Consider the following 25,597-nt stretch of genomic DNA (forward strand, 5'->3'; position numbering starts at 1 on the left):
ACTAGTATTTTTAGATAAAATAATTGTTTATCTAAAAATACGTCGCAGTCTTTCCCAAAAAAAGAAAAGGAAAAATAAAATGGCAAATAAAAATGCGTACGCTCAATCTGGTGTGGATGTTGAAGCGGGTTATGAAGTTGTTGAACGGATTAAAAAGCACGTGGCTCGTACGGAGCGTGCAGGTGTCATGGGAGCTCTGGGAGGCTTTGGTGGTATGTTTGACCTTTCAAAAACAGGTGTCAAAGAACCTGTCTTGATTTCAGGAACTGATGGTGTCGGAACCAAACTCATGTTGGCTATCAAATACGACAAGCACGATACTATCGGTCAGGACTGTGTGGCCATGTGTGTCAATGATATCATCGCTGCGGGTGCGGAACCCCTCTATTTCCTTGACTATGTAGCAACAGGGAAGAATGAACCAGCTAAGCTAGAACAAGTTGTTGCTGGTGTGGCAGAGGGCTGTGTGCAGGCAGGCGCTGCCCTCATTGGTGGAGAAACGGCTGAAATGCCTGGCATGTACGGCGAAGATGACTATGACTTGGCTGGTTTTGCGGTCGGTGTGGCTGAAAAATCTCAAATCATTGACGGTTCAAAGGTGGCAGAAGGAGATATTCTTCTCGGACTTGCTTCAAGTGGGATTCACTCCAATGGTTACTCTCTTGTTCGTCGTGTCTTTGCGGATTACACAGGTGAGGAAATCTTGCCAGAATTGGAAGGCAAGCAACTCAAGGAAGTTTTGCTTGAGCCGACTCGTATCTATGTCAAGTCTGTTTTGCCACTCATCAAGGAAGAGTTGGTCAACGGCATTGCCCATATCACAGGTGGTGGCTTTATTGAGAATGTCCCTCGTATGTTTGCAGCTGATTTAGCAGCTGAGATTGAGGAAGACAAGGTTCCAGTGCTTCCAATTTTCAAAGCCCTTGAAAAATACGGTGAAATCAAACATGAAGAAATGTTTGAAATCTTCAATATGGGGGTAGGGCTCATACTGGCAGTTAGCCCTGAAAATGTAACTCGTATCAAGGAATTGTTGAATGAACCAGTCTATGAAATTGGTCGTATCGTCAAGAAAGAAAACGAAAGTGTCATCATCAAATGAAAAAAATAGCAGTTTTTGCCTCTGGTAATGGCTCAAATTTTCAGGTGATAGCGGAACAATTTCCAGTAGAGTTTGTCTTTTCAGACCATCGTGACGCCTATGTGCTCGAACGTGCAGACAAGCTTGGTGTCCTATCCTACGCTTTTGAACTCAAGGAGTTTGAGAACAAGGCAGACTACGAAGCGGCCCTTGTCGAACTCTTGGAAGAGCACCAGATTGACTTGGTTTGTCTAGCAGGCTACATGAAAATTGTTGGGCCAACCTTATTGGCAGCCTATGAAGGCCGAATCATCAACATTCATCCAGCCTACCTGCCAGAATTTCCAGGAGCTCATGGGATTGAGGACGCTTGGAATGCTGGTGTTGCTGAGAGTGGCGTGACCATTCACTGGGTGGACTCAGGTGTAGATACAGGGAAGATTATCAAACAAGTGCGTGTGCCACGGCTTGAAGGGGATACCCTAGATACTTTCGAGACTCGCATACACGAAACAGAGTACAAACTGTATCCAGAATTGTTGGATAGTTTGGGAGTGGAGAGGAAGAAATGATTATGGACCAATACTATATGGAGTTAAAGAATAAGTTATCTAACAGACCAATCCTACTGGATAATACTAATGATTTTCTTTTTGTTTTAGTAAATACAGTGAAAGCTATGATAGAAAATACTGATAAAAGTCAGCTTTCAGAGTTAGATAAAATTTTAGACGGTGTCACAAGTCAAGAATTGAAACTTGCCTATGATTTTTGTCAAGGGAAATTCGGTCAAGCAGGTTTTTCTTATCGTAGGCACCCGAATTATTTTTATTTGTCCAGTTTAATTGCGACTTTTCCAGAATTTGAGTTGTCTAAAGCAGACCGAGATTACCTCAAAGGAATCATAAATTTTGATAACTACCTTTTATATGAGTTAGATTAGTCTTTAATCACCTCAAAACCCTATTTATTCAAAAGGAGAAAAAATGATTGAGCTGAAATTAGTAGATGAGAGCAGTTTTCAGGCAGTGCTGGATTTGAAAATATCTGAAGCTGATGAACGAGCACGTTTTGTGGCTCCAAATGTACGCTCTTTAGCTGACGCATGGCTCTACCGGGAAAATGAAGATGTGTTTCCGAGGGCAATCTATTGGGATAAGCAAGTGGTTGGCTTTCTCCTGCTGGAAATAGACAAGGATGAAGCGGAATACTTTATCTGGCGGATAATGATTGGTCAGCAGTACCAAGGAAGAGGTTATGGTAGAAAAGCCTTGGAAGTTCTAATCAAAGAGGCTCAGATGGATAGAGTCTGCAGTCATATTGTTGCAGATTATGTGGTTGGAAATGAAAAAATGAAGCACCTGTTGACTAGTTTGGGTTTTCAGGAAACAGGATTTATAGAAGAAAATAACGAAGTCGCTATGCGCTTGGACTTAAAGAAAGAGGAATAGAATGACGAAAAAAGCCTTAATCAGCGTCTCAGACAAAGTGGGTATTGTTGAATTTGCCCAAGAACTTAAAAAACTCGGTTGGGACATCATCTCAACAGGTGGGACCAAGGTTGCCCTTGATAATGCTGGGGTGAAGACCATTGCCATCGATGATGTGACTGGTTTTCCAGAAATGATGGATGGTCGTGTGAAGACCCTCCACCCAAATATCCACGGAGGGCTTCTCGCTCGTCGTGACTTGGATAGCCACTTGGAAGCGGCTAAGGACAACAAGATTGAGCTCATTGACCTTGTGGTGGTCAATCTCTATCCATTCAAGGAAACCATTCTCAAACCAGACGTGACGTACGCTGATGCAGTTGAAAACATCGATATCGGCGGGCCTTCTATGCTTCGTTCAGCGGCTAAAAACCACGCTAGCGTAACGGTTGTGGTAGACCCTTCTGACTATGCAGTGGTTTTGGACGAGTTGTCAGCCAATGGTGAAACGACTTACGAAACGCGTCAACGTTTGGCAGCCAAGGTTTTCCGTCACACAGCAGCTTATGATGCCTTGATTGCAGAGTATTTTACAACTCAAGTGGGTGAAAGTAAGCCTGAAAAGTTGACTTTGACCTATGTTCTCAAACAAGCTATGCGTTACGGTGAGAACCCTCAACAAGACGCGGATTTCTACCAAAAAGCTTTGCCAACAGACTACTCAATTGCATCAGCCAAACAGCTCAACGGTAAGGAATTATCCTTTAACAATATCCGTGATGCGGATGCTGCCATTCGTATCATTCGTGATTTCAAAGATCGTCCAACCGTTGTGGCTCTCAAACATATGAATCCATGTGGAATTGGTCAAGCTGACGACATCGAGACTGCTTGGGACTATGCTTATGAGTCTGACCCAGTCTCAATTTTCGGTGGAATCGTCGTTCTCAACCGTGAGTTGGATGTTGCGACAGCTGAGAAGATGCATGGTGTTTTCCTTGAAATCATCATCGCACCAAGTTATACGGATGAAGCGCTAGCTATTTTGACTAATAAAAAGAAAAACTTGCGTATCCTTGCCTTGCCATTTGATGCTCAAGAGGCTAGCGAAGTGGAAGCAGAATACACAGGTGTTGTCGGTGGACTTCTGGTACAAAACCAAGACGTGGTCAAAGAAAGCCCAGCTGACTGGCAAGTGGTGACCAAACGCCAGCCAACTGAGACAGAAGCGACTGCTCTTGAGTTTGCTTGGAAAGCTATCAAGTACGTCAAATCAAACGGTATCATCGTAACCAATGACCACATGACACTTGGTGTCGGTCCGGGTCAAACTAACCGTGTGGCTTCTGTTCGCATCGCTATTGATCAAGCTAAAGACCGTCTTGACGGCGCTGTTCTTGCTTCGGATGCCTTCTTCCCATTTGCGGATAATGTGGAAGAAATCGCCAAAGCAGGGATCAGGGTTATCATCCAGCCGGGTGGATCCGTCCGTGACCAAGAGTCTATCGAAGCTGCTGACAAATATGGCTTGACAATGGTCTTTACAGGTGTGAGACATTTTAGACATTAAGAACGTTAAAGGGAAGAAAACAGTTTCTTTCCTTTTTTGCGTAAAAATGCGGATTGAAATAAGATTAAAACGAACGTTTGTGGTATAATATTATTAAATAATTCGCAAAAGAGGTTGAGGGATGAAGCTGTTAGTTGTCGGTTCGGGTGGTCGTGAACATGCGATTGCTAAGAAGTTGCTTGAGTCAAAAGACGTTGAAAAAGTATTTGTGGCTCCTGGGAATGATGGGATGACTCTGGATGGTCTGGAATTAGTAAATATCTCTATTTCCGAACATTCTGAATTGATTGAGTTTGTAAAAGCCAACGATATTGCTTGGACCTTTATCGGTCCAGATGACGCCCTTGCGGCTGGTATCGTGGATGATTTCAATGCGGCAGGACTCAAAGCTTTTGGTCCGACTAAGGCTACGGCTGAACTTGAGTGGTCTAAGGATTTTGCTAAGGAAATCATGGTCAAATACGGCGTTCCGACAGCAACCTATGGCACATTCTCAGATTTCGAGGAAGCCAAGGCCTATATAGAAAAGCAGGGTGCGCCCATCGTAGTCAAGGCGGATGGCTTGGCGCTTGGGAAGGGTGTTGTCGTTGCGGAGACGGTTGAGCAAGCAGTCGAAGCAGCTCACGAGATGCTTTTGGACAATAAATTTGGTGACTCAGGTGCGCGTGTGGTTATTGAGGAATTCCTCGACGGAGAGGAATTTTCACTTTTTGCCTTTGTCAATAGAGACAAGTTCTACATCATGCCAACAGCTCAGGACCACAAACGTGCATACGATGGCGACAAGGGACCTAACACTGGTGGGATGGGGGCCTATGCGCCAGTTCCACACTTACCACAGAGTGTAGTTGATACAGCGGTTGAGACTATTGTCAAGCCAATCCTTGAAGGGATGATCAAAGAAGGCCGTCCGTATCTTGGCATCCTCTATGCAGGGCTTATCCTGACAGCAGAAGGTCCTAAAGTCATCGAGTTCAATGCTCGCTTTGGAGATCCTGAAACACAGATTATCTTGCCTCGTTTGACATCTGACTTTGCACAAAATATTACAGATATTCTGGATAGCAAGGAGCCAAACATCACCTGGACGGATAAGGGTGTGACTCTGGGTGTGGTTGTCGCATCAAACGGCTACCCGCTAGACTATGAAAAAGGTGTCAAGTTGCCAGCCAAAACCGATGGCGACATTATCACCTATTATGCAGGGGCTAAGTTTGCAGAAAATAGCAGAGCACTGCTATCAAACGGCGGACGTGTCTATATGCTCGTTACCACAGCAGACACTGTAAAGGATGCCCAAAACACCATCTACAGCCAACTCGCCCAACAAAAAACAGAAGGCCTCTTCTACCGAACCGATATCGGAAGCAAGGCAATTAAGTAAAGATATAAGAAAAAGCGACGTAGTCGCCAAATGCGATAATGGTCGCCGTGGTGAAAAGACCAGAACGGGTTCTGATCTGGTCGGGGGAAGCTTTGAGACCTTAGGCTCAAAGTTTAGGAATGAAACCGAAGGTTTGCTTCCGTCCCCACCACCTAAGACTATTATCAAAAAAGAAGAAAAAAGGAAAAATTATGACTAAACCAATTATTTCCATCATCATGGGCTCAAAATCCGACTGGGCAACCATGCAAAAAACAGCAGAAGTCCTAGACCGCTTCGGTGTAGCCTACGAAAAGAAAGTTGTTTCCGCCCACCGTACACCAGACCTCATGTTCAAACATGCAGAAGAAGCCCGTAGCCGTGGCATCAAGATCATCATCGCAGGTGCTGGTGGCGCAGCCCATTTGCCAGGTATGGTCGCTGCTAAAACAATCCTTCCAGTCATTGGTGTACCTGTCAAGTCTCGTGCTCTTAGTGGAGTGGATTCACTCTATTCTATCGTTCAGATGCCGGGTGGGGTGCCTGTTGCGACCATGGCTATCGGTGAAGCTGGAGCGACTAACGCAGCTCTCTTTGCCCTCCGTCTCCTCTCTGTAGAAGATAAGTCCATTGCGGATGCACTTGCCAACTTTGCTGAAGAACAAGGAAAAATCGCAGAGGAGTCGTCAAATGAGCTCATCTAAAACAATCGGAATTATCGGTGGCGGTCAACTGGGTCAGATGATGGCCATTTCTGCTATCTACATGGGCCACAAGGTTATCGCGCTGGATCCTGCGGCGGATTGCCCGGCCTCTCGCGTGGCGGAAATCATTGTGGCACCTTATAACGATGTGGACGCCCTCCGTCAGTTGGCAGACCGTTGCGATGTCCTCACTTACGAGTTTGAAAATGTCGACGCTGACGGTTTGGATGCCGTTATCAAGGATGGACAACTCCCTCAAGGAACAGATCTGCTCCGCATTTCGCAAAATCGTATTTTTGAAAAGGACTTTTTGTCAAACAAGGCTCAAGTCACTGTGGCACCCTACAAGGTCGTGACTTCTAGCCTAGACTTGGCAGATATCGACTTGTCGAAAAACTATGTCCTCAAGACTGCGACTGGTGGCTACGATGGTCATGGACAAAAGGTTATTCGTTCAGAAGCAGACTTGGAAGCAGCCTATGCGCTAGCAGACTCAGCAGACTGCGTCTTGGAAGAATTTATCAACTTTGACCTTGAGATTTCTGTCATCGTGTCAGGAAATGGCAAGGAGGTGACGTTTTTCCCAGTTCAGGAAAATATCCACCGCAACAATATCCTGTCTAAGACCATCGTACCAGCCCGCATTTCTGAAAGTCTAGTAGACAAGGCTAAAGCTATGGCAGTGCGAATCGCAGAACAACTCAACTTGTCTGGAACTCTCTGTGTGGAAATGTTTGCGACTGATGATGACGTTATTGTCAATGAAATCGCCCCACGACCACATAACTCTGGGCACTATTCTATTGAAGCCTGTGATTTCTCTCAGTTTGACACCCATATTCTCGGTGTTCTCGGAGCACTATTACCAGTCATCAAACTCCATGCGCCAGCCGTTATGCTTAATGTCCTCGGTCAGCATGTCGAGGCTGCTGAGCAATATGTGACAGAAAATTCAAGCGCCCACCTCCACATGTATGGTAAAATAGAAGCGAAGCACAACCGCAAGATGGGACATGTGACCTTGTTTAGTGATGTACCGGATAGTGTGGATGAGCTTGGGGAAGGGATTGATTTTTAGGACAAGTCTATGATACAAATTATCGTTAATACATTTATTGAAAAGGATAAGACTGGAGCAGTTGTTGAAGTGTTGTATGCCAGTGCTGACCAAGATAAGGTACAAGCTAAATATGAAGAACTAGCTGCACAATACCCCGAAAATTATTTAGCTATCTATGATGTACCGCTGGATACGGATTTGAATACACTAGATCATTACCCGTCTGTGTTTATTGAAAAAGAGGAGTTTGAGTAGAAATCTTGGTTTACCTAGATAGCTTATTCCCAACAGCTTAAGAAGAAAGGAAAAATTAACACATGATCAACCGTTACTCTCGCCCTGAGATGGCGAATATTTGGAGTGAAGAAAATAAATACCGTGCTTGGCTTGAGGTGGAAATCCTCTCTGACGAGGCATGGGCTGAGTTGGGGGAAATCCCTAAGGAAGATGTGGCTTTGATTCGCAAGAAGGCGGACTTTGACATCGACCGTATTTTGGAAATTGAGCAGGAGACGCGCCACGATGTGGTGGCTTTCACGCGTGCGGTTTCTGAGACTCTTGGTGAAGAGCGCAAGTGGGTTCACTATGGGTTAACTTCTACCGACGTGGTGGATACTGCTTATGGTTACCTCTACAAGCAGGCCAACGACATCATCCGTCGTGACCTTGAAAACTTCACTAATATCATCGCTGACAAGGCCAAGGAGCACAAGTTCACCATCATGATGGGGCGTACTCATGGTGTGCACGCTGAGCCGACAACCTTTGGTCTTAAATTGGCAACTTGGTACAGCGAAATGAAACGCAATATCGAGCGTTTCGAGCATGCAGCTGCTGGTGTAGAAGCTGGTAAGATTTCTGGTGCGGTTGGGAACTTTGCCAATATCCCACCATTTGTAGAGGAGTATGTCTGCGATAAACTTGGCATCCGTGCCCAAGAAATCTCTACACAAGTCCTTCCTCGTGACCTTCACGCTGAGTACTTTGCAGTTCTTGCCAGCATTGCGACTTCAATCGAACGTATGGCGACTGAGATTCGTGGTCTACAAAAATCTGAGCAACGCGAAGTAGAAGAGTTCTTTGCTAAAGGGCAAAAAGGGTCTTCAGCAATGCCTCACAAACGCAACCCAATCGGTTCTGAAAATATGACTGGTCTGGCGCGTGTCATTCGTGGTCACATGATTACGGCTTATGAAAACGTCGCTCTCTGGCACGAACGCGATATTTCTCACTCATCAGCTGAGCGTATCATCACACCAGATACGACCATTTTGATTGACTACATGCTCAACCGTTTTGGAAATATCGTCAAGAACTTGACAGTCTTCCCAGAAAATATGATCCGAAACATGAACTCGACTTTTGGTCTTATCTTTAGCCAACGGGCTATGTTGACATTGATTGAAAAAGGCATGACCCGTGAGCAAGCCTATGACTTGGTGCAACCAAAAACAGCCTACTCTTGGGACAACCAAGTAGACTTTAAACCACTTCTTGAGGCAGATTCAGAAGTAACATCACGTCTCACTCAAGAAGAAATCGATGAAATCTTCAACCCAGTTTATTACACCAAACGAGTGGATGATATCTTTGAACGTCTTGGACTAGGTGATTAATTAAAAAATAAACAGCGAGCTTCAATCTCGCTGTTTATTTTTTATCGAAAAGACTTAGTCTTCTTTTCTTTTAGTGAGTCCATAGGCTGCTAGTGTGGACATGAGTCCTGCGACTACTAGTCCTGCAGAATCGTGAGTTCCTGTTTCAGGAAGTTTTTTCTCTGTTACCACAGGAGCTGGATCTTGAGGAAGAGCTTTGCTTTCCTCAGCAGGAGCAGTTGATGGAGCTGATTGGCTTAGGATTTCTAGTTTTGGTTTTTCTTCAGCAATAGCGGCTTGTCCGTTTTCATCGCCTACATGTGTTACCATAGTTCCGACTTCGACTATTTGAGTAACGGCTTCCTGTGCTACGACACTATTTACGAGTGTTTTCACTTCCTTACCATCGGCAGAAGTGCTCACAGAGTAGAAGTTGCTACGATGTCCATTGACACCCTTAGTAATGACTTGTGTTTTTCCTTTGAGTAAGAGTGGATTTTCACGAGTCACTGTGGTAAATGGAATTTCTTCTTTTTGGATATCCAGTCTAGGTTTTACCTCAGTAGTTGGTGCAAGACCACTTTCATCACCCTTGTGAGTTACAGGAGCGCCAACTTCAACCACTTGGTTTATAACTTCTTTGGTTACCTGGCTATCAAGGACTGTTTCTGTTGTTTTTCCATTTTCAGTGAGTACAGAGATGTAATGAGTTCGTTCACCTTTGACTCCTGCTGTGATAATATTTTCCTGACCAGCTGGGAGGTTAGGATTTTCTTTCTTGATAACTTCAAATGGAATTTCTTCAGTTCTTGTGATGAGTTCTGGTCTGGTTTCAACATTGGCAGCCACTTCATTTTCATCTAGGCTTCCTGAATGAGTTGCAGCTGGTTTGAGGCCTTGAAGAGCGGCTTTTAGGTTGGCTACAAGTGTGTCAAGCTCAGCTTGTTTATTACGGTTGAGGTTGTAATTTAGAGCTGTTTTAGCTGCGTCAAGGGCCTCAAGACTTTCTTTACTATATCCTTCTAAGTTTGTAGGAATTTTAGCTAATTCTTCGCGGAGAGCATTATAATTAGCACGGAAGTAGTCTTTGTTGTGGTCTGCAAAGGCAGTCATGAGTTCAAAGATTTCCTCTTCCTTGTATTCAGCGCTTGGTCTATCTGCCCAGATTGAAAGCATACTTCCGACTGTTGGAAGATCTACTTCAGGATATTTGGTAGAAGCTAGTTGATTGAATGGTGTTTTTCCAGAATTTTCAATTGCCTTTGAAAGAGGATAAGCTTCATCTTGTTTGTGATTTCCTAAAACATAGTACCAGTCACCGTTGGTATTCAAGAACTTATAACCTTTGTTTGCCAGATACTGAGGTGACGCAAGGTTGTAGCCCCACCAGCCTTTAGACCAGTAAGAAATCAAGACATCTTTATCGAATTCAGCATCATCCTTGTCTTCGTAATAGAAGCCATCGTTGAAGGCCATTGGTTGTAGCCCTCTTTCCTTAGCCATAGCAGCTAGACTGTTAGAATAGTCTGCAAACTTGTTATAGAGTCCATACCATTTGAGGTAGTACCAACCTTGGGCGTTGGTCGCATCATTGGCATATTCATCTGTACCATAGTTGAATATCTTTGATTTATCAGCAAAGTAATCCATATACTTACCGATAAGGGCTTTGGTAAAGTTAAGGGCTTCTTGATTTTCAAGGTCCATGGTTGTTTTTGAAACTTTATCAAAGTTTGCTTGAGGATTTTTAATACCTAATTTTTCCATGGCAACCAGCATAGCATCCATGTGACCTGGACTGTTAATAGCTGGGATGAGACCGATGTCCTTAGATTTAGCGTATTCAATTAGCTCTGTCACTTCTGCCTGTGTTAGTGCAGTACCGTTTGGATCGTCGTAGTAAGCTTTAGTTCCTTCGATAATAGCTTTTTTAACGTCATCACTAGCATAGGTTTTTCCGTTGGCAGTAATGGTCATATCATCGAGTAGAAAGCGAAGTCCGTCATTTCCTAGAAGGAGATGAACATCAGAATATCCGAGCTCACTGGCCTTGTCTACGATGCGTTTGAGCTGGTTCAGAGTAAAGTATTTGCGACCTGCATCGATGGAAATGACTTTATTCTTATTCAGTTTTTCAAGTTCGCGTTTAGCATCCTCTTCTTTTTGTGCTTCTGGAGTTAAAGCCAAGTTTTTAATAGCATCTTGAAGGCTTGCGATTGCTTGATCAATCGTATCCTGTTGAGCACGGCTGAGGTTGCTATCGAGTGAACGGATGGCTTTTTCAGCTTCTTTGACAGCAGCAAAACTTTCAGCAGTATAACGGTTAGAGTCTTTTGGAATAGTTTCTAGTGCTTTTTCTGCAGGTTGATAGTTGGCTGCGAAGTATTCAGCGTTGGCATTTGCAAAATGACGCATGAGTTTGAAGAGGCGAGATGGAGAATAACGTGCAGATGGGGTATCGGCCCAAGCAGCTACCATACCACCGATGATTGGGACATCAGCTCCTTCTGTTTTTGGTACAGAAGTGATTGGTGTGTTTTTAATACCATTGAGCCCCTGATCGAGATTGTACCAACCTTGGTCATCAGCGTTTCGTCCAAGAACGTAGTACCAAGCATCATTGGTATTAAGGATTTGGTGACCTTTTTCAGCTAGTAGTTTAGAAGAAGCGACATCGTAGCCTCCCCAACCACCAGTCCACATAGAAACGATGATGTCTTTGTCAAAACTACCAAAGCTTGTGTCGCTATTGTAGTAGATACCGTCGTTAAAGGCCATTGGTTTGAGACCGTGCGATTTTACAATACGAGCGAGGTCATTGGCGTAGGCAATAAATTTTTCATAGCCTTTTACAGGGTAGCCTTCGTTTGGATAGTATTTATCAGCTTGAAGCACACTCCAACCTTTAGCATCTGTCGCATCATTGGCATATTCATCAAGTCCGATGTTGAAGATTTCAGTTTTTTTCGCGAAATAAGCAGCATACTTGTCGATAAGGGCTTTTGTAAAAGCGACAGCTTGTTCGTTGTCAAGATCGACAGTACGGGCTGATTCCTTCCCAAAATAGCTAAAGTTAGGGTTTTGGATTCCCAATTCTTTCATGGCATTGAGAATCGCATCCATGTGACCAGGACTATTTACTGTCGGAATGAGACCGATACCTTTATCTTTTGCATAGTTAATCAGATCTGTCATTTGACTTTCTGTTAAGTGATTGCCGTTTGGATCGTTGTAATAATCATTTGTACCTTTTTCAATGGCGCGTTTGACATCGTCACTGGCATAGGTCTTGCCGTTAGCTGTGATGCTCATATCGTCCAACATGAAACGAAGTCCATCATTTCCGACTAATAGGTGTAAATCAGTGTAGCCATAATGTTTCGCTTTATCGATGATTTCCTTGAGCTGTTCTGGTGAGAAATATTTACGTCCAGCATCAATAGAAACAATTTTCTTTTTCGCTAGTTTTTCACTTACAGTTGCAGCACGTTCCTTTCCTGCCTCTGTTGCCGGTTTGTCAGCCTCTGCTTTCGCTTCATTTTTTTTAGCATCTTTTTCAGCTGGTTTATCCTTGTCAGTCTTGTCTGTATTTGACTCTTTAGAATCAATCTCTTTAGCTTCTTCTGCCTTTTTATTAGCAGTTTCTTTTTCAGCAGAAGTTGGAGTTACCACCTCTGCTTTATCACTAGGAGTTGAACTAACTTCCTCTTGTGGTTTTTCTTCTGTTTTTGGAAGACTAGCTACCTTATCAGTAGCTGGAGTTTCTGTTTCTACAGTTTTTGGAGCTTCTGGTTGAAGCTCTGCTTTAGGTGTTTCCTCAGTCCGATTTTCGGATGATTGAGGGGAATCAGAAACCGTATGGATGGTCGGTTGGTTTTCTGTAGTAGTAGGAGTAACTCCATCGGCTGCAACAGTCTGTGCTTGGAAGGCAAATCCAATTAGAACAGAAGCTGCTCCTACAGCGTATTTACGAATAGAAAAACGCTGTTGTTTTTCATGTTTCATTGCAAAACCTCCTGATTGCATTGTTATATTGATAGCGATTATATAAATCAACGCCTTTATTTTATTTCTTATATTAACGAGAGTCAAGAGGAGATGACAAAAAACTATAATAAGTATAAAAAAATATAAAATTTAAGCTTAAGATTTCAGATTAGTCGGAAAAAATACGTATATATATCTAGTATAATTTTTGGTTCTATTTCTATAAAATATTCCACAAATTATAGAATCTTCCAAAAATAGGTAAGCGCTACCTTTTTGGTGTGGTATAATAAGCATAGAAAAAGCCCGAGCGATTAGGCTCAGGCTTTCTTCTTAGTGATCACGGTCACATGAGATGAATTTAATCTTGTAGTAATCAGATCGTTTGTAAGTTTCACTGTATTCTAAAACTTGGCCAGTTGATTCGAGTTTGGTGATTTTAGTTTGTAGGACAGTAGGGAATTGTTCATCGACTCCGAGGACTGAAGCCGCATGTTCTGGAGTTGGAAAGACTATTTCGTTGATTTCTTCAAAGTGTTCATCATTCATGTGAATGTGGTAGTCTAACTTGAAACGATTATAGATAGAACTATAGTATTCAAGGTTTGGATAATTTGCGTTGATATATTGTTCTGGGATGTAGGATGTATGGTAGATATAAACGACACCGTTTGATTCGCGGATACGTTCAATCTTGTAGTAGAATTGATCGCCGCGTAGACCCAATTTTTCCAAGTAAACAAGCTTGTTTCCGCGTTCAATTGAAAGAACAGTTACCTTATCATCTTTAGCATTGAAGAGTTCAATATCTGAAAACTCTACAAGCTTGTGTTTGCGTGCACGTGAAACGAAGGTTCCTTTTCCTTGTTGGCGGACAATATAGCCATCTTTGGCAAGGTCGTTTAAGGCGCGAACAACTGTGATAGAGCTGACATCGTACATTGAAATGAGTTCTGCTTCAGTGTAAAATTTATCTCCACTGCTAAACTGCCCAGAGATGATTTTATTTTTTAATTCGTCTTTTATGTATTGATATTTGGGAATTGCCATATTTTTACCTCTATTTTCCTTCTCCATAGAAAATTTTACCATAAAAGCGAAAAAAATAGTAGTCTTTTGAATAAAAAATTAGATAACAGATTAAAAAATTAAGTTACATAGGCATTGCTCATATTTTATAAATGTATTTTATACAAAATTATTTTAGGTTCTCTATTCCGAATGTAAAGAGCGTTTGAAATGGGTCTGAAAATGTTTGAAACTAATTGAACGTGTGTATAATAGTAAAATTACAGTAAATATTCCGACAATTTCTATTGACAATTCAAACAGATTGGTTTATAATTACTATAACAACGAGTGAAAGCGCAAACTTTGCAATCAAAAGGTAGTTTTATGACACGATTTGAGATACGAGACGATTTCTATTTAGATGGGAAACCGTTCAAGATTTTGTCCGGCGCCATTCATTATTTTAGGATTCCTCCAGAGGATTGGTATCATTCGCTCTATAACTTGAAGGCTCTTGGTTTTAATACGGTAGAGACTTATGTGGCTTGGAATTTACACGAGCCTCGTGAGGGTGAGTTTCATTTTGAAGGAGCTCTGGATTTGGAGCGATTTCTACAGACAGCGCAAGACTTGGGTCTCTACGCTATCGTTCGTCCGTCACCCTTCATCTGTGCGGAGTGGGAATTCGGTGGTTTACCAGCCTGGCTCTTAACCAAAGACATGAGGATTCGTTCTTCAGATCCTGCCTATATTGAGGCTGTCGGTCGCTATTATGATCAGCTCTTGCCACGACTGGTTCCACATCTGTTGGACAATGGTGGCAATATCCTCATGATGCAGGTTGAAAATGAGTATGGTTCTTATGGAGAAGATAAGGCTTACCTGAGAGCCATTCGACAGCTGATGGAAGAGCGTGGCGTAACCTGTCCTCTCTTTACATCAGATGGTCCTTGGAGAGCTACTCTGAAAGCGGGAACCTTAATCGAAGATGACCTCTTTGTAACAGGGAACTTTGGTTCTAAGGCACCTTACAACTTTTCACAGATGCAGGAATTCTTTGATGAGCATGGCAAGAAATGGCCGCTCATGTGTATGGAGTTCTGGGATGGCTGGTTCAATCGTTGGAAAGAACCGATTATCACACGGGATCCTAAGGAATTGGCAGATGCAGTTCGAGAGGTTTTGGAACAAGGCTCCATCAATCTTTACATGTTCCACGGTGGTACAAACTTTGGCTTCATGAATGGTTGCTCAGCTCGAGGGACTTTGGACCTGCCACAAGTTACATCTTATGATTACGATGCTCTTCTGGATGAAGAAGGAAATCCAACTGCCAAATACTTGGCAGTCAAGAAGATGATGGCAACACATTTCCCAGAGTATCCGCAGTTAGAACCACTCTACAAAGAGAGTATGGAGTTGGATGCTATACCAATAGTAGAAAAAGTTTCCTTGTTTGAAACCTTGGATAGCTTGTCAAGTCCAGTAGAAAGCCTCTATCCTAAAAAGATGGAGGAGCTGGGACAAAGCTATGGTTACTTACTCTATCGAACAGAAACAAACTGGGATGCAGAAGAAGAAAGACTTCGTATCATTGACGGTCGAGATAGGGCCCAGCTGTATGTCGATGGTCAGTGGATTAAAACCCAATATCAGACAGAGATTGGGGAAGATATTTTTTATCAAGGTGAAAAGAAAGCGTTATCTAGGATTGACATATTGATAGAAAATATGGGGCGTGTCAACTATGGGCATAAGTTCTTAGCGGATACGCAACGTAAGGGAATTCGGACAGGGGTCTGTAAGGATCTGCATTTCTTACTAAACTGGAAACACTATCCACTCCCACTAGACAATCCTGAGAAAATTGATTTTTCAAAAGGATGGACTCAAGGACAACCAGCCTTTTACGCTTATGACTTTACAGTCGAAGAGCCAAAAGATACTTACCTAGACTTGTCTGAGTTTGGTAAGGGAGTTGCCTTTGTCAATGGGCAGAATCTAGGACGTTTTTGGAACGTTGGCCCAACTCTCTCACTTTATATCCCTCATTGCTATCTCAAGGAAGGTGCCAACCGCATCATTATCTTTGAAACAGAAGGTCAATATAAAGAAGAGATTCATTTAACTCGTAAACCTACACTAAAACATATAAAGGGGGAAAACTTATGACAATTGTAGGATGCCGTATTGATGGACGTTTGATCCACGGACAAGTAGCCAATCTTTGGGCTGGAAAACTAAATGTTTCACGCATTATGGTTGTAGACGACGAAGTTGTCAACAACGATATTGAAAAGAGTGGTTTGAAACTTGCGACACCACCAGGTGTGAAATTGAGTATTTTGCCAGTTGAGAAAGCTGCAGCCAATATTCTTGCTGGCAAATACGATAGCCAACGTCTCTTTATCGTGGCTCGTAAACCAGACCGCTTCCTTGGTTTGGTAGAAGCAGGTGTACCACTTGAAACCCTTAATGTTGGGAATATGTCTCAAACACCAGAAACTCGCCCTATCACACGTTCTATCAACGTAGTAGACAAGGATGTGGAAGATTTCCACAAACTGGCAGAAAAAGGTGTTAAACTTACTGCTCAGATGGTTCCAAATGATCCAATTTCAGACTTTTTGAGCTTATTAAAATAGGAAAAAATTTTTTAGGAGGTCATTGTTATGATACAATGGTGGCAAATTTTACTTCTCACTTTGTACTCAGCTTATCAAATCTGTGATGAGTTGACGATCGTTTCATCTGCAGGTTCCCCTGTATTTGCTGGTTTCATTACTGGTTTAATCATGGGAGATGTGACTACTGGTTTGCTTATCGGTGGTAACTTGCAACTGTTCGTTCTTGGGGTTGGTACCTTCGGTGGTGCTTCTCGTATCGACGCAACTTCTGGTGCGGTTCTTGCGACAGCCTTCTCTGTTTCACAAGGAATTGATGCACCGCTTGCCATTACTACAATCGCTGTACCAGTAGCAACTCTCTTGACTTACTTCGACGTTCTTGGTCGTATGACTACTACCTTCTTCGCTCACCGTGTGGATGCTGCCATCGAACGCTTTGACTATAAAGGTATTGAACGCAACTACTTGCTTGGTGCGATTCCTTGGGCTTTATCTCGTGCCCTTCCAGTCTTCTTTGCCCTTGCTTTTGGTGGTGAATTTGTACAAGGCGTAGTAGACTTCGTTACAAAATACCAATGGATTGCAGATGGTTTGACACTCGCAGGACGTATGCTTCCAGGTCTTGGATTTGCAATCTTGCTTCGTTACCTTCCAGTTAAACGTAACCTTCATTACCTTGCTATGGGATTTGGTTTGACAGCTATGTTGACTGTTCTTTACTCATATGTAACAGGTCTTGGTGGCGCTGTTGCTGGTATCGTAGGTACTCTTCCTGCTGAAGTTGCTGAAAAAATTGGTTTCGTGAACAACTTCAAAGGATTGTCTATGATTGGTATCTCTATCGTAGGTATTTTCCTTGCAGTGCTTCACTTCAAAAATAGCCAAAAAGTAGCTGTAGCAGCACCTTCTACACCATCAGAAAGTGGGGAAATCGAAGATGACGAATTCTAATTACAAACTAACAAAAGAAGATTTTAATCAAATCAACAAACGTAGCTTGTTTACTTTCCAATTAGGTTGGAACTACGAACGTATGCAAGCTTCTGGTTACCTTTACATGATCTTGCCTCAGTTGCGTAAAATGTATGGGGATGGAACTCCTGAATTGAAAGAAATGATGAAAGTTCATACTCAATTCTTCAATACTTCACCATTCTTCCATACTATTATCGCTGGTTTTGACCTTGCCATGGAAGAAAAAGATGGTGTAGGTTCAAAAGACGCCGTTAACGGTATCAAGACAGGTTTGATGGGACCATTCGCTCCTCTTGGGGATACAATCTTTGGTTCACTTGTACCTGCTATCATGGGGTCAGTCGCAGCAACTATGGCTATCGCTGGCCAACCTTGGGGGATCTTCCTTTGGATTGCAGTTGCAGTAGCGTATGACATCTTCCGTTGGAAACAGTTGGAATTTGCTTACAAAGAAGGGGTTAACCTTATCAACAACATGCAAAGTACCTTGACAGCTTTGATTGACGCTGCATCTGTACTTGGTGTCTTCATGATGGGTGCTCTTGTAGCAACAGTGATTAACTTTGAAATTTCTTACAAGTTGCCAATCGGTGAAAAGATGATTGATTTCCAAGACATCTTGAACCAAATCTTCCCACGTTTGCTTCCAGCAATCTTTACTGCCTTTATCTTCTGGTTGCTTGGTAAGAAAGGTATGAACTCTACTAAAGCTATCGGTATTATTATCGTACTTGCTTTGACTCTTTCTGCCCTTGGTCACTTTGCACTTGGAATGTAATTCCTTATGACTAAATCATTAATTTTGGTGAGCCATGGTCGCTTCTGTGAGGAGCTTAGAGGTAGCACAGAAATGATTATGGGCCCACAAGACAACATTTACACAGTAGCTCTTCTTCCAGAAGATGGCCCAGAAGAATTTACTGCTAAATTTGAAGCTGTTATTGAAGGGGTGGATGATTTCCTAGTCTTTGCGGATCTTCTCGGTGGGACACCTTGTAATGTGGTGAGTCGCTTGATCATGGAAGGTCGTGATATTGACCTTTACGCAGGGATGAATCTTCCAATGGTGATTGAATTTATCAATGCGAGCCTTACAGGCGCAGATGCGGACTACAAGAGCCGTGCTGCAGAAAGTATTGTGAAAGTTAATGACCTGTTAGCGGGCTTCGATGATGACGAAGATGAATAATACTCTTCGAAAATCTCTTCAAACTACGTCAACGTCGCCTTGCCGTAGGTATATGTTACTGACTTCGTCAGTCTTATCCGGCAACCTCAAAGCAGTGCTTTGAGCAGCCTGCGGCTAGTTTCCTACAGATTTTAGTTGGAACTCGATTCAATTCATGTGACAACGTGAAAATCGTTAGAGCATTTTATATAAAATATACATGGGAATGGAGCTTACTCCCATTCCCATATTTAATAGAAAAAGAGGAACTCAATGCTACATTATACAAAAGAAGACTTGCTCGAATTGGGTGCAGAAATCACTACGCGTGAAATCTACCAACAGCCTGATGTATGGAGAGAAGCTTTTGAATTTTACCAAGCAAAACGTGAAGAAATTGCAGCCTTCCTACAAGAAATCGCTGATAAACATGACTATATTAAGGTTATCTTGACAGGTGCTGGGACTTCTGCTTATGTGGGAGATACCTTGCTACCTTACTTTAAGGAAGTCTATGACGAACGCAAATGGAATTTCAATGCTATTGCGACAACAGATATCGTTGCCAATCCAGCAACCTATTTGAAAAAAGATGTGGCAACTGTCCTTGTGTCTTTTGCTCGTAGTGGGAACTCGCCTGAAAGTGTGGCGACTGTTGATTTGGCCAAATCCTTGGTGGATGAGCTTTATCAAGTGACGATTACTTGTGCAGCAGATGGTAAATTGGCTCTTCAAGCTCACGGTGATGACCGTAATCTCTTGCTCTTGCAACCAGCTGTCTCTAATGATGCTGGATTTGCCATGACTTCTAGCTTTACGTCTATGATGTTGACAGCTCTCTTGGTCTTTGATCCTACAGAATTTGCTGTTAAGTCTGAACGTTTTGAAGTTGTATCTAGTCTTGCCCGTAAAGTTTTAGACAAGGCAGAAGATGTCAAAGAGCTCGTTGATTTAGACTTTAACCGTGTCATCTATCTAGGCGCTGGTCCTTTCTTTGGACTTGCTCATGAAGCTCAGCTCAAGATTTTGGAATTAACTGCTGGTCAAGTTGCGACCATGTATGAAAGCCCAGTTGGCTTCCGTCACGGTCCAAAATCTCTTATCAACGAAAATACAGTTGTTTTGGTCTTTGGTACAACGACAGACTACACTCGTAAGTACGACTTGGACTTGGTTCGTGAAGTTGCTGGTGACCAGATTGCTCGTCGTGTTGTGCTTTTGAGTGATCAAGCTTTTGGTCTTGAAAATGTCAAAGAAGTGGCCCTTGGTTGTGGCGGTGTCTTGAATGATATTTACCGTGTCTTCCCTTACATCGTTTATGCCCAACTCTTTGCCCTATTGACTTCACTCAAGGTAGAAAATAAACCAGATACACCGTCTCCTACAGGTACAGTAAACCGTGTAGTACAAGGTGTCATAATTCACGAATATCAAAAGTAAGACAGTGTTTATGAATTCTTGACAAGAGGATTTGTAAATTATCAGATAAACCATAGATTGTCAGTACGCTTTCTATGGTTTGTTTGCTTGAGAGAAATAGTAAAAGGAGAACAGAATGAAAGCATACACAGAGCGTGTATTTGGAAATGTTGAGGGCGAGGATGTCTTGGCCTATCGATTTGAGACAGACGGTGGCTACCAACTTGAGGTTATGACTTATGGTGCGACCATCTTGCGCTATGTCGCACCTGACAAGGCTGGAAATTTTGCCAATGTTATCTTGGGATTTGATGACTTTGATAGTTATGTAGGCAATAGTCCCAAGCATGGAGCAAGTGTAGGTCCTGTAGCGGGTCGTATTGCAGGTGCGACCTTTGAGCTCAATGGTAAGACCTATGACCTTGAGGTTAATAATGCTAGCAACTGTAATCACAGTGGTTCAACTGGTTGGGATTCCAGCTTGTTTGAAGTTGAAGAAGTAAGCGATCATGGCTTGACTCTCTACACAGAGCGTACAGATGGGACAGGAGGGTTCCCTGGAAATCTCAAGATTTGGATCAGTTATCACTTGGAAGAAACTGGTGCCTATAAAATCAGCTACAAGGTGACGACCGATCAGGATACGCTGGTCAATCCAACCAACCACAGCTATTTCAACTTGTCTGGTGATTTCACGCAGACGATTGACCGTCATGTCTTCCAACTAAATACAGAGGGTATTTACCCAATCGCTCCCGATGGTGTTCCTGCCAAAACTCCAGAAGCCAACCGTGATGTGGTCAAACACATCTACAATGGTGCCTTGTTGAAGGATATCTTTGCAGAAGAAGATGAGCAAATCCAGCTGGCATCAGGTTTGGATCACCCATTTGCCCTTCCTGTAGGCCATGACAATGCTGGATTCCTTTATGACCAAAATTCAGGTCGCTTCCTGCTTTTCAAGACAGAAACTCCTTGCTTTGTGGTCTACACAGCAAACTTTGTGGATGAGAGTGTACTTGTGGCTGGTCAGCCAATGGTGCAGCACAATGGGATTGCCCTTGAAGCGCAAGCTTTACCAGATGCCATTCACAGCGACCTCAAAGACCAAGTCATTCTTAAAGCTGGTCAAACCTTCACCAGTAAGACACGTTATGAACTTGTTGTGAAATAAAAAAGCTGGTCAAAAAGTCTTTAAAATTAAAATAACGCATATTGTCAGGTGATGAAAAGTTTGATAATATGCGTTTTATTATGAAATGATTTACTTTATATTATCCTGAAATGGTGTTATTTTTGAGTTATCTGGCTTGACTTTCTTGATGGAAATTATACAATAGTTGTAATAATTACAACGAGAAAAGAGGACCATTTATGACCTATGAATACAAGAGTCACATTTATTTGGCAGAGACAGTTTTAAATGTAAAGGATTTGGCCAGTCAAACAGCCTTTTATCAGCAAGTTATTGGTTTAGAAATCTTATCTCAAACTGAGACAGAGTCCATTCTAGGCCTTGGTGGAAAAGTCTTGGTACAGCTGATTCAAGCACAAGAGAGCGGAGAAGTGAGGGAACATTGTGGTCTTTACCATTTGGCCATTCTCTTGCCCACACGCAAGGCTTTGGCTGATGTCTTGAAACACCTGACAGATTTACAGATTCCTCTTGTCGGCGGTGCAGACCATGGTTACAGTGAAGCTATTTACTTGGAAGATTTGGAGGGAAATGGCATTGAACTCTATCGAGATAAGCCGGTTTCCACATGGGATATTCGAGAAGATGGACGCATTATCGGAGTGACGGAGGCTCTTGCGGCGCAGGACATTTATGAGTTGGGGGAAAGAGTAGAGCCCTTTATCTTGACAGAAGGTACGAGAATGGGGCATATTCATCTTTCCGTCAAGGATAGTCGAAAGTCCAGCCAGTTTTATCAAAAGGTGTTAGGGCTAGAGGATAAATTCAGTGTGCCTAGCGCTAGTTGGATTGCGGCTGGAGATTACCATCATCATTTAGCAGTTAACGAATGGGGAGGAAAAGGTCTGGATTCGCGTAAGCAAGGCTTACCAGGTTTAGCCTACTATGTCATCGAAGTCGCACATAAAGAAGAACTGTTAACGATTGCCCAACGAGCACAAGAAGTTGACGCACCAATCAAATGGATGACATCGAGCCAATTGGAAATCACAGACTCAGATGGAATTGTGACTCGTATTTGCTTAGCTCGATAGACAGGATGTGATGAAAATCAGAGCATCAATTGTAGAAAGTGGTTTTTATTCTAGTATTAGCTTTTCCTCAGTTCATCAGCTTCCTCCTTGACACTTTGTCAGTTTTTGATACAATAGTACAAAATTAGAGGAGGTGGGTTATGATTCAGAAACATGCGATTCCCATTTTAGAGTTTGATGATAATCCTCAGGCGGTTATCATGCCCAATCACGAGGGGCTGGACTTGCACTTGCCCAAGAAATGTGTCTATGCATTTTTAGGTGAAGAGATTGACCGCTATGCGAGGGAAGTAGGGGCGGACTGTGTCGGCGAATTCGTTTCAGCCACCAAGACCTATCCAGTCTATGTCGTGAACTACAAAGGCGAGGAGATTTGTCTGGCTCAGGCTCCTGTTGGTTCAGCTCCAGCAGCCCAGTTTATGGATTGGTTGATTGGCTATGGTGTGGAGCAGATTATTTCCACAGGTACCTGTGGTGTGCTAGCCGATATAGAGGAAAATGCCTTTCTAGTCCCTGTTCGCGCTCTGCGAGATGAAGGAGCCAGTTACCACTATGTGGCACCTTCTCGTTATATGGAAATGCAGCCAGAGGCTATTGCTGCCATTGAGCAAGTTTTGGAAGTCAGAGGGATTCCCTATGAAGAAGTCCTGACCTGGACGACAGACGGTTTTTACCGAGAAACGGCTGAAAAGGTGGCTTATCGTAAGGAAGAGGGCTGTGCTGTTGTGGAGATGGAGTGTTCTGCGCTTGTGGCAGTAGCCCAACTGCGAGGGGTTCTCTGGGGAGAATTGTTGTTCACAGCTGATTCCTTAGCAGACTTGGACCAGTACGATAGTCGTGACTGGGGATCGGAAGCTTTTGAGAAGGCGTTAGAACTGAGTTTAGCAAGTGTTGTGCAACTTTAGTCGCTTTTCTCGGCAGTTTCTTATCTTAGTGAAGGAGAACTTTAAAAGCTTGATTGATGATTATTTTTTGCCGAATAAAATAGGAAGTCGGTAGTTTTTAGACGTTTCTAGAAATGGACGAGTTTGGATAACCTCTTTTTTAGGATAAGCGTACGCGATGTTTTGTCCATTCCTATTTGAGATATTTCTTTTGTTTTATGGTACAATGGAAACATGTTATTCAAATTATCTAAGGAAAAAATAGAGCTAGGCTTATCTCGTTTATCGCCAGCCCGTCGTATTTTTTTGAGTTTTGCCTTGGTCATTTTACTAGGCTCTCTTCTTTTGAGCTTGCCCTTTGTCCAAGTTGAAAGCTCACGAGCGACTTATTTTGATCATCTTTTCACTGCTGTCTCTGCAGTCTGTGTGACAGGTCTTTCAACCCTTCCAGTAGCTCACACATATAATATCTGGGGTCAAATAATCTGTTTGCTCTTGATTCAGATCGGTGGTCTAGGACTCATGACCTTTATTGGAGTTTTCTATATCCAGAGCAAGCAAAAGCTTAGTCTTCGTAGCCGTGCAACTATTCAGGATAGTTTTAGTTATGGAGAAACTCGATCTTTGAGAAAGTTTGTCCATTCTATTTTTCTCACAACTTTTCTAGTTGAGGGTTTGGGAGCTCTATTCCTCAGTTTTCGTTTTGTTCCACAACTTGGCTGGGGGCGCGGTCTTTTTAGTTCCATTTTTCTAGCTATATCCGCCTTCTGTAATGCAGGTTTTGATAATTTGGGGAGCACCAGTTTATTTGCTTTTCAGACCGATTTACTGGTCAATCTGGTGATTGCAGGCTTAATTATTACAGGTGGTTTTGGCTTTATGGTCTGGTTTGATTTGGCTGGTCATGTAGGAAGAAAGAAAAAAGGGCGCCTGCACTTTCATACGAAGCTTGTACTATTATTGACTCTAGGTTTGTTGTTATTTGGAACGGCAACTACTCTCTTTCTTGAGTGGAACAATGCTGGAACGATTGGCAATCTCCCTGTTGCCGATAAGGTTTTAGTTAGCTTTTTTCAAACAGTGACGATGCGAACAGCAGGCTTTTCTACGATAGATTATACTCAGGCTCATCCTGTGACTCTTTTGATTTATATCTTACAGATGTTTCTAGGTGGGGCACCTGGGGGAACGGCTGGGGGGCTCAAGATTACGACATTTTTTGTCCTCTTGGTCTTTGCGCGAAGTGAGCTTTTGGGCTTGCCTCATGCCAATGTTGCGAGACGAACGATTGCGCCGCGAACGGTTCAAAAATCCTTTAGTGTCTTTATTATCTTTTTGATGAGCTTCTTGGTAGGATTGATTCTGCTAGGGATGACAGCCAAAGGCAATCCTCCCTTTATCCACCTCATATTTGAAACCATTTCAGCTCTTAGTACAGTTGGTGTAACGGCAAATTTGACTTCTGATCTTGGGAAATTGGCTCTCAGTGTTATCATGCCACTTATGTTTATGGGACGAATTGGTCCCTTGACCTTGTTTGTTAGCTTGGCAGATTACCATCCAGAAAAGAAAGATATGATTCACTATATGAAAGCAGATATTAGTATTGGTTAAGAAAGGAAAGAGAATGTCAGATCGTACGATTGGAATTTTAGGATTGGGAATTTTTGGGAGCAGTGTCCTAGCTGCCCTAGCCAAGCAGGATATGAATATTATCGCTATTGATGACCACGCAGAGCGCATCAATCAGTTTGAGCCAGTTTTGGCGCGTGGAGTGATTGGTGACATCACAGATGAAGAATTATTGAGATCAGCAGGGATTGATACCTGCGATACCGTTGTCGTCGCGACAGGTGGAAATCTGGAGTCGAGTGTGCTTGCGGTTATGCACTGTAAGAGTTTGGGGGTACCGACTGTTATTGCTAAGGTCAAAAGTCAGACTGCTAAGAAAGTGCTAGAAAAGATTGGAGCTGACTCGGTTGTCTCGCCAGAGTATGAAATGGGGCAGTCTCTAGCACATACCATTCTTTTCCATAATAGTGTTGGTGTCTTTCAGTTGGATAAAAATGTCTCTATTGTGGAGATGAAAATTCCTCAGTCTTGGGCAGGTCAAAGTCTGAGTAAATTAGACCTCCGTGACAAATATAATCTGAATATTTTGGGCTTCCGAGAGCAGGAAAATTCCCCATTGGATGTTGAATTTGGACCAGATGACCTCTTGAAGGCAGATACCTATATTTTGGCGGTCATCAACAACCAGTATTTGGATACCCTAGCAGCATTGAATTTGTAAAAGAGGGAGCTTCCCTCTTTTTTGATGCTTAAGATGGTAAATAGAGACAGAAGCCTTGTATTCTAGTAAAAGTTCTTCAAAGGCTGGACTTTATGGTAGAATAGAAAGCAGTGACAAGAGAGAGTAATACTCTTCGAAAGTCAAATTTAAACCACGTCAACGTCACCTTGCCGTAGGTATAGGTAACTGACTTCGTCAGTC

The 25,597-nt window shown here is 42.8% G+C and carries 23 protein-coding genes; 21 read left to right on the forward strand and 2 right to left on the reverse strand.

The genetic code is table 11. The features are described from left to right. The first annotated feature begins 79 nt into the window (after positions 1-79). The 10 genes from purM to purB all read left to right on the forward strand — a co-directional run bounded on the left by purM (position 80) and on the right by purB (position 8,824). Entirely contained in the window at positions 80-1,102 is a 1,023-nt protein-coding gene (purM, locus tag HT736_RS02925; RefSeq protein ID WP_172930736.1) for a phosphoribosylformylglycinamidine cyclo-ligase, read from the forward strand. Beyond that, on the forward strand, positions 1,099-1,653 hold the full coding sequence (gene purN / locus HT736_RS02930) for a phosphoribosylglycinamide formyltransferase (protein ID WP_172930737.1): 555 nt from the start codon (positions 1,099-1,101) through the stop codon (positions 1,651-1,653). Before purM ends, purN begins: the two co-directional genes overlap by 4 nt. A gap of 2 nt (positions 1,654-1,655) precedes the next feature. Beyond that, entirely contained in the window at positions 1,656-2,024 is a 369-nt protein-coding gene (locus HT736_RS02935) for a hypothetical protein (protein WP_002224354.1), read from the forward strand. A gap of 43 nt (positions 2,025-2,067) precedes the next feature. Further along, positions 2,068-2,532, forward strand: a complete 465-nt coding sequence (locus HT736_RS02940; RefSeq protein WP_050261349.1) for a GNAT family N-acetyltransferase — start codon at positions 2,068-2,070, stop codon at positions 2,530-2,532. A 1-nt stretch (position 2,533) separates the two neighbouring features. Then, entirely contained in the window at positions 2,534-4,081 is a 1,548-nt protein-coding gene (purH, locus tag HT736_RS02945) for a bifunctional phosphoribosylaminoimidazolecarboxamide formyltransferase/IMP cyclohydrolase (RefSeq protein ID WP_172930738.1), read from the forward strand. Positions 4,082-4,202: 121 nt separating this feature from the next. Beyond that, positions 4,203-5,465 (forward strand): phosphoribosylamine--glycine ligase, encoded by a 1,263-nt coding sequence (gene purD, locus HT736_RS02950; protein ID WP_119942205.1) that lies wholly within the window; start codon positions 4,203-4,205, stop codon positions 5,463-5,465. A 191-nt stretch (positions 5,466-5,656) separates the two neighbouring features. Then, the gene (purE, locus tag HT736_RS02955) at positions 5,657-6,148 is read left to right on the forward strand and encodes a 5-(carboxyamino)imidazole ribonucleotide mutase (protein ID WP_119946629.1); all 492 of its coding nucleotides are present in this window, start codon (positions 5,657-5,659) and stop codon (positions 6,146-6,148) included. Further along, complete coding sequence (purK, locus tag HT736_RS02960) at positions 6,135-7,226, forward strand: 5-(carboxyamino)imidazole ribonucleotide synthase (RefSeq protein WP_138699940.1); 1,092 nt, start codon at positions 6,135-6,137, stop codon at positions 7,224-7,226. The genes purE and purK overlap by 14 nt, the downstream gene beginning before the upstream one ends. 9 nt (positions 7,227-7,235) lie before the next feature. Continuing rightward, the gene (locus tag HT736_RS02965) at positions 7,236-7,463 is read left to right on the forward strand and encodes a hypothetical protein (RefSeq protein ID WP_000614701.1); all 228 of its coding nucleotides are present in this window, start codon (positions 7,236-7,238) and stop codon (positions 7,461-7,463) included. A gap of 62 nt (positions 7,464-7,525) precedes the next feature. Further along, positions 7,526-8,824 (forward strand): adenylosuccinate lyase, encoded by a 1,299-nt coding sequence (purB, locus tag HT736_RS02970; protein ID WP_000610745.1) that lies wholly within the window; start codon positions 7,526-7,528, stop codon positions 8,822-8,824. A gap of 54 nt (positions 8,825-8,878) precedes the next feature. On the opposite strand, the gene strH is transcribed toward purB, so the two are convergent. Both strH and HT736_RS02980 read right to left on the reverse strand, forming a co-directional pair. Next, positions 8,879-12,808: an LPXTG-anchored beta-N-acetylhexosaminidase StrH gene (gene strH, locus HT736_RS02975; protein ID WP_138699939.1), complete on the reverse strand. Its 3,930-nt coding sequence runs from the start codon at positions 12,806-12,808 to the stop codon at positions 8,879-8,881. 315 nt (positions 12,809-13,123) lie between these two features. Next, positions 13,124-13,840 (reverse strand): GntR family transcriptional regulator, encoded by a 717-nt coding sequence (locus tag HT736_RS02980; RefSeq protein WP_001007202.1) that lies wholly within the window; start codon positions 13,838-13,840, stop codon positions 13,124-13,126. A 345-nt stretch (positions 13,841-14,185) separates the two neighbouring features. Between HT736_RS02980 and HT736_RS02985 the strand changes: the two genes are divergently transcribed. The 11 genes from HT736_RS02985 (at position 14,186) to HT736_RS03035 (ending at position 25,396) form a co-directional block, all read left to right on the forward strand. Further along, positions 14,186-15,973 carry a beta-galactosidase gene (locus tag HT736_RS02985; RefSeq protein WP_172930739.1) on the forward strand — a complete coding sequence of 596 codons (1,788 nt, stop codon included), beginning with the start codon at positions 14,186-14,188 and terminating at the stop codon, positions 15,971-15,973. Then, positions 15,970-16,446 (forward strand): PTS sugar transporter subunit IIB, encoded by a 477-nt coding sequence (locus HT736_RS02990; protein ID WP_000156961.1) that lies wholly within the window; start codon positions 15,970-15,972, stop codon positions 16,444-16,446. The genes HT736_RS02985 and HT736_RS02990 overlap by 4 nt, the downstream gene beginning before the upstream one ends. 27 nt (positions 16,447-16,473) lie before the next feature. Beyond that, positions 16,474-17,379 (forward strand): PTS mannose/fructose/sorbose/N-acetylgalactosamine transporter subunit IIC, encoded by a 906-nt coding sequence (locus HT736_RS02995; RefSeq protein WP_000617007.1) that lies wholly within the window; start codon positions 16,474-16,476, stop codon positions 17,377-17,379. After that, positions 17,366-18,181, forward strand: a complete 816-nt coding sequence (locus HT736_RS03000; protein ID WP_000185300.1) for a PTS system mannose/fructose/sorbose family transporter subunit IID — start codon at positions 17,366-17,368, stop codon at positions 18,179-18,181. The genes HT736_RS02995 and HT736_RS03000 overlap by 14 nt, the downstream gene beginning before the upstream one ends. A gap of 6 nt (positions 18,182-18,187) precedes the next feature. Then, complete coding sequence (locus HT736_RS03005; protein WP_007284837.1) at positions 18,188-18,592, forward strand: PTS sugar transporter subunit IIA; 405 nt, start codon at positions 18,188-18,190, stop codon at positions 18,590-18,592. A 252-nt stretch (positions 18,593-18,844) separates the two neighbouring features. After that, complete coding sequence (locus HT736_RS03010) at positions 18,845-20,011, forward strand: SIS domain-containing protein (protein ID WP_000903556.1); 1,167 nt, start codon at positions 18,845-18,847, stop codon at positions 20,009-20,011. Positions 20,012-20,126: 115 nt separating this feature from the next. Beyond that, entirely contained in the window at positions 20,127-21,164 is a 1,038-nt protein-coding gene (locus HT736_RS03015) for an aldose epimerase family protein (RefSeq protein ID WP_000649432.1), read from the forward strand. A gap of 200 nt (positions 21,165-21,364) precedes the next feature. Next, entirely contained in the window at positions 21,365-22,219 is an 855-nt protein-coding gene (locus HT736_RS03020) for a VOC family protein (protein WP_000220708.1), read from the forward strand. Between the two features lie 140 nt (positions 22,220-22,359). Next, on the forward strand, positions 22,360-23,124 hold the full coding sequence (locus tag HT736_RS03025; protein ID WP_000614982.1) for a nucleoside phosphorylase: 765 nt from the start codon (positions 22,360-22,362) through the stop codon (positions 23,122-23,124). Positions 23,125-23,337: 213 nt separating this feature from the next. Next, positions 23,338-24,717 carry a TrkH family potassium uptake protein gene (locus tag HT736_RS03030; RefSeq protein ID WP_000897723.1) on the forward strand — a complete coding sequence of 460 codons (1,380 nt, stop codon included), beginning with the start codon at positions 23,338-23,340 and terminating at the stop codon, positions 24,715-24,717. Positions 24,718-24,730: 13 nt separating this feature from the next. Further along, a complete protein-coding gene (locus tag HT736_RS03035) occupies positions 24,731-25,396 on the forward strand; it encodes a TrkA family potassium uptake protein (protein WP_001283900.1) in 666 nt (221 codons plus the stop codon). The last annotated feature ends 201 nt before the right edge of the window (positions 25,397-25,597 follow it).

This window comes from Streptococcus sp. 339 (assembly GCF_013277285.1).
Lineage (GTDB): Bacteria > Bacillota > Bacilli > Lactobacillales > Streptococcaceae > Streptococcus > Streptococcus pseudopneumoniae.

Bases quoted from the DNA above. Each gene is read 5' to 3' on its own strand.
- purM (WP_172930736.1), top strand. From the start codon at position 80: ATGGCAAATAAAAATGCGTACGCTCAATCTGGTGTGGATGTTGAAGCG.
- purN (WP_172930737.1), top strand. From the start codon at position 1,099: ATGAAAAAAATAGCAGTTTTTGCCTCTGGTAATGGCTCAAATTTTCAG.
- HT736_RS02935 (WP_002224354.1), top strand. From the start codon at position 1,656: ATGGACCAATACTATATGGAGTTAAAGAATAAGTTATCTAACAGACCA.
- HT736_RS02940 (WP_050261349.1), top strand. From the start codon at position 2,068: ATGATTGAGCTGAAATTAGTAGATGAGAGCAGTTTTCAGGCAGTGCTG.
- purH (WP_172930738.1), top strand. From the start codon at position 2,534: ATGACGAAAAAAGCCTTAATCAGCGTCTCAGACAAAGTGGGTATTGTT.
- purD (WP_119942205.1), top strand. From the start codon at position 4,203: ATGAAGCTGTTAGTTGTCGGTTCGGGTGGTCGTGAACATGCGATTGCT.
- purE (WP_119946629.1), top strand. From the start codon at position 5,657: ATGACTAAACCAATTATTTCCATCATCATGGGCTCAAAATCCGACTGG.
- purK (WP_138699940.1), top strand. From the start codon at position 6,135: ATGAGCTCATCTAAAACAATCGGAATTATCGGTGGCGGTCAACTGGGT.
- HT736_RS02965 (WP_000614701.1), top strand. From the start codon at position 7,236: ATGATACAAATTATCGTTAATACATTTATTGAAAAGGATAAGACTGGA.
- purB (WP_000610745.1), top strand. From the start codon at position 7,526: ATGATCAACCGTTACTCTCGCCCTGAGATGGCGAATATTTGGAGTGAA.
- strH (WP_138699939.1), bottom strand. From the start codon at position 12,808: ATGAAACATGAAAAACAACAGCGTTTTTCTATTCGTAAATACGCTGTA.
- HT736_RS02980 (WP_001007202.1), bottom strand. From the start codon at position 13,840: ATGGCAATTCCCAAATATCAATACATAAAAGACGAATTAAAAAATAAA.
- HT736_RS02985 (WP_172930739.1), top strand. From the start codon at position 14,186: ATGACACGATTTGAGATACGAGACGATTTCTATTTAGATGGGAAACCG.
- HT736_RS02990 (WP_000156961.1), top strand. From the start codon at position 15,970: ATGACAATTGTAGGATGCCGTATTGATGGACGTTTGATCCACGGACAA.
- HT736_RS02995 (WP_000617007.1), top strand. From the start codon at position 16,474: ATGATACAATGGTGGCAAATTTTACTTCTCACTTTGTACTCAGCTTAT.
- HT736_RS03000 (WP_000185300.1), top strand. From the start codon at position 17,366: ATGACGAATTCTAATTACAAACTAACAAAAGAAGATTTTAATCAAATC.
- HT736_RS03005 (WP_007284837.1), top strand. From the start codon at position 18,188: ATGACTAAATCATTAATTTTGGTGAGCCATGGTCGCTTCTGTGAGGAG.
- HT736_RS03010 (WP_000903556.1), top strand. From the start codon at position 18,845: ATGCTACATTATACAAAAGAAGACTTGCTCGAATTGGGTGCAGAAATC.
- HT736_RS03015 (WP_000649432.1), top strand. From the start codon at position 20,127: ATGAAAGCATACACAGAGCGTGTATTTGGAAATGTTGAGGGCGAGGAT.
- HT736_RS03020 (WP_000220708.1), top strand. From the start codon at position 21,365: ATGACCTATGAATACAAGAGTCACATTTATTTGGCAGAGACAGTTTTA.
- HT736_RS03025 (WP_000614982.1), top strand. From the start codon at position 22,360: ATGATTCAGAAACATGCGATTCCCATTTTAGAGTTTGATGATAATCCT.
- HT736_RS03030 (WP_000897723.1), top strand. From the start codon at position 23,338: ATGTTATTCAAATTATCTAAGGAAAAAATAGAGCTAGGCTTATCTCGT.
- HT736_RS03035 (WP_001283900.1), top strand. From the start codon at position 24,731: ATGTCAGATCGTACGATTGGAATTTTAGGATTGGGAATTTTTGGGAGC.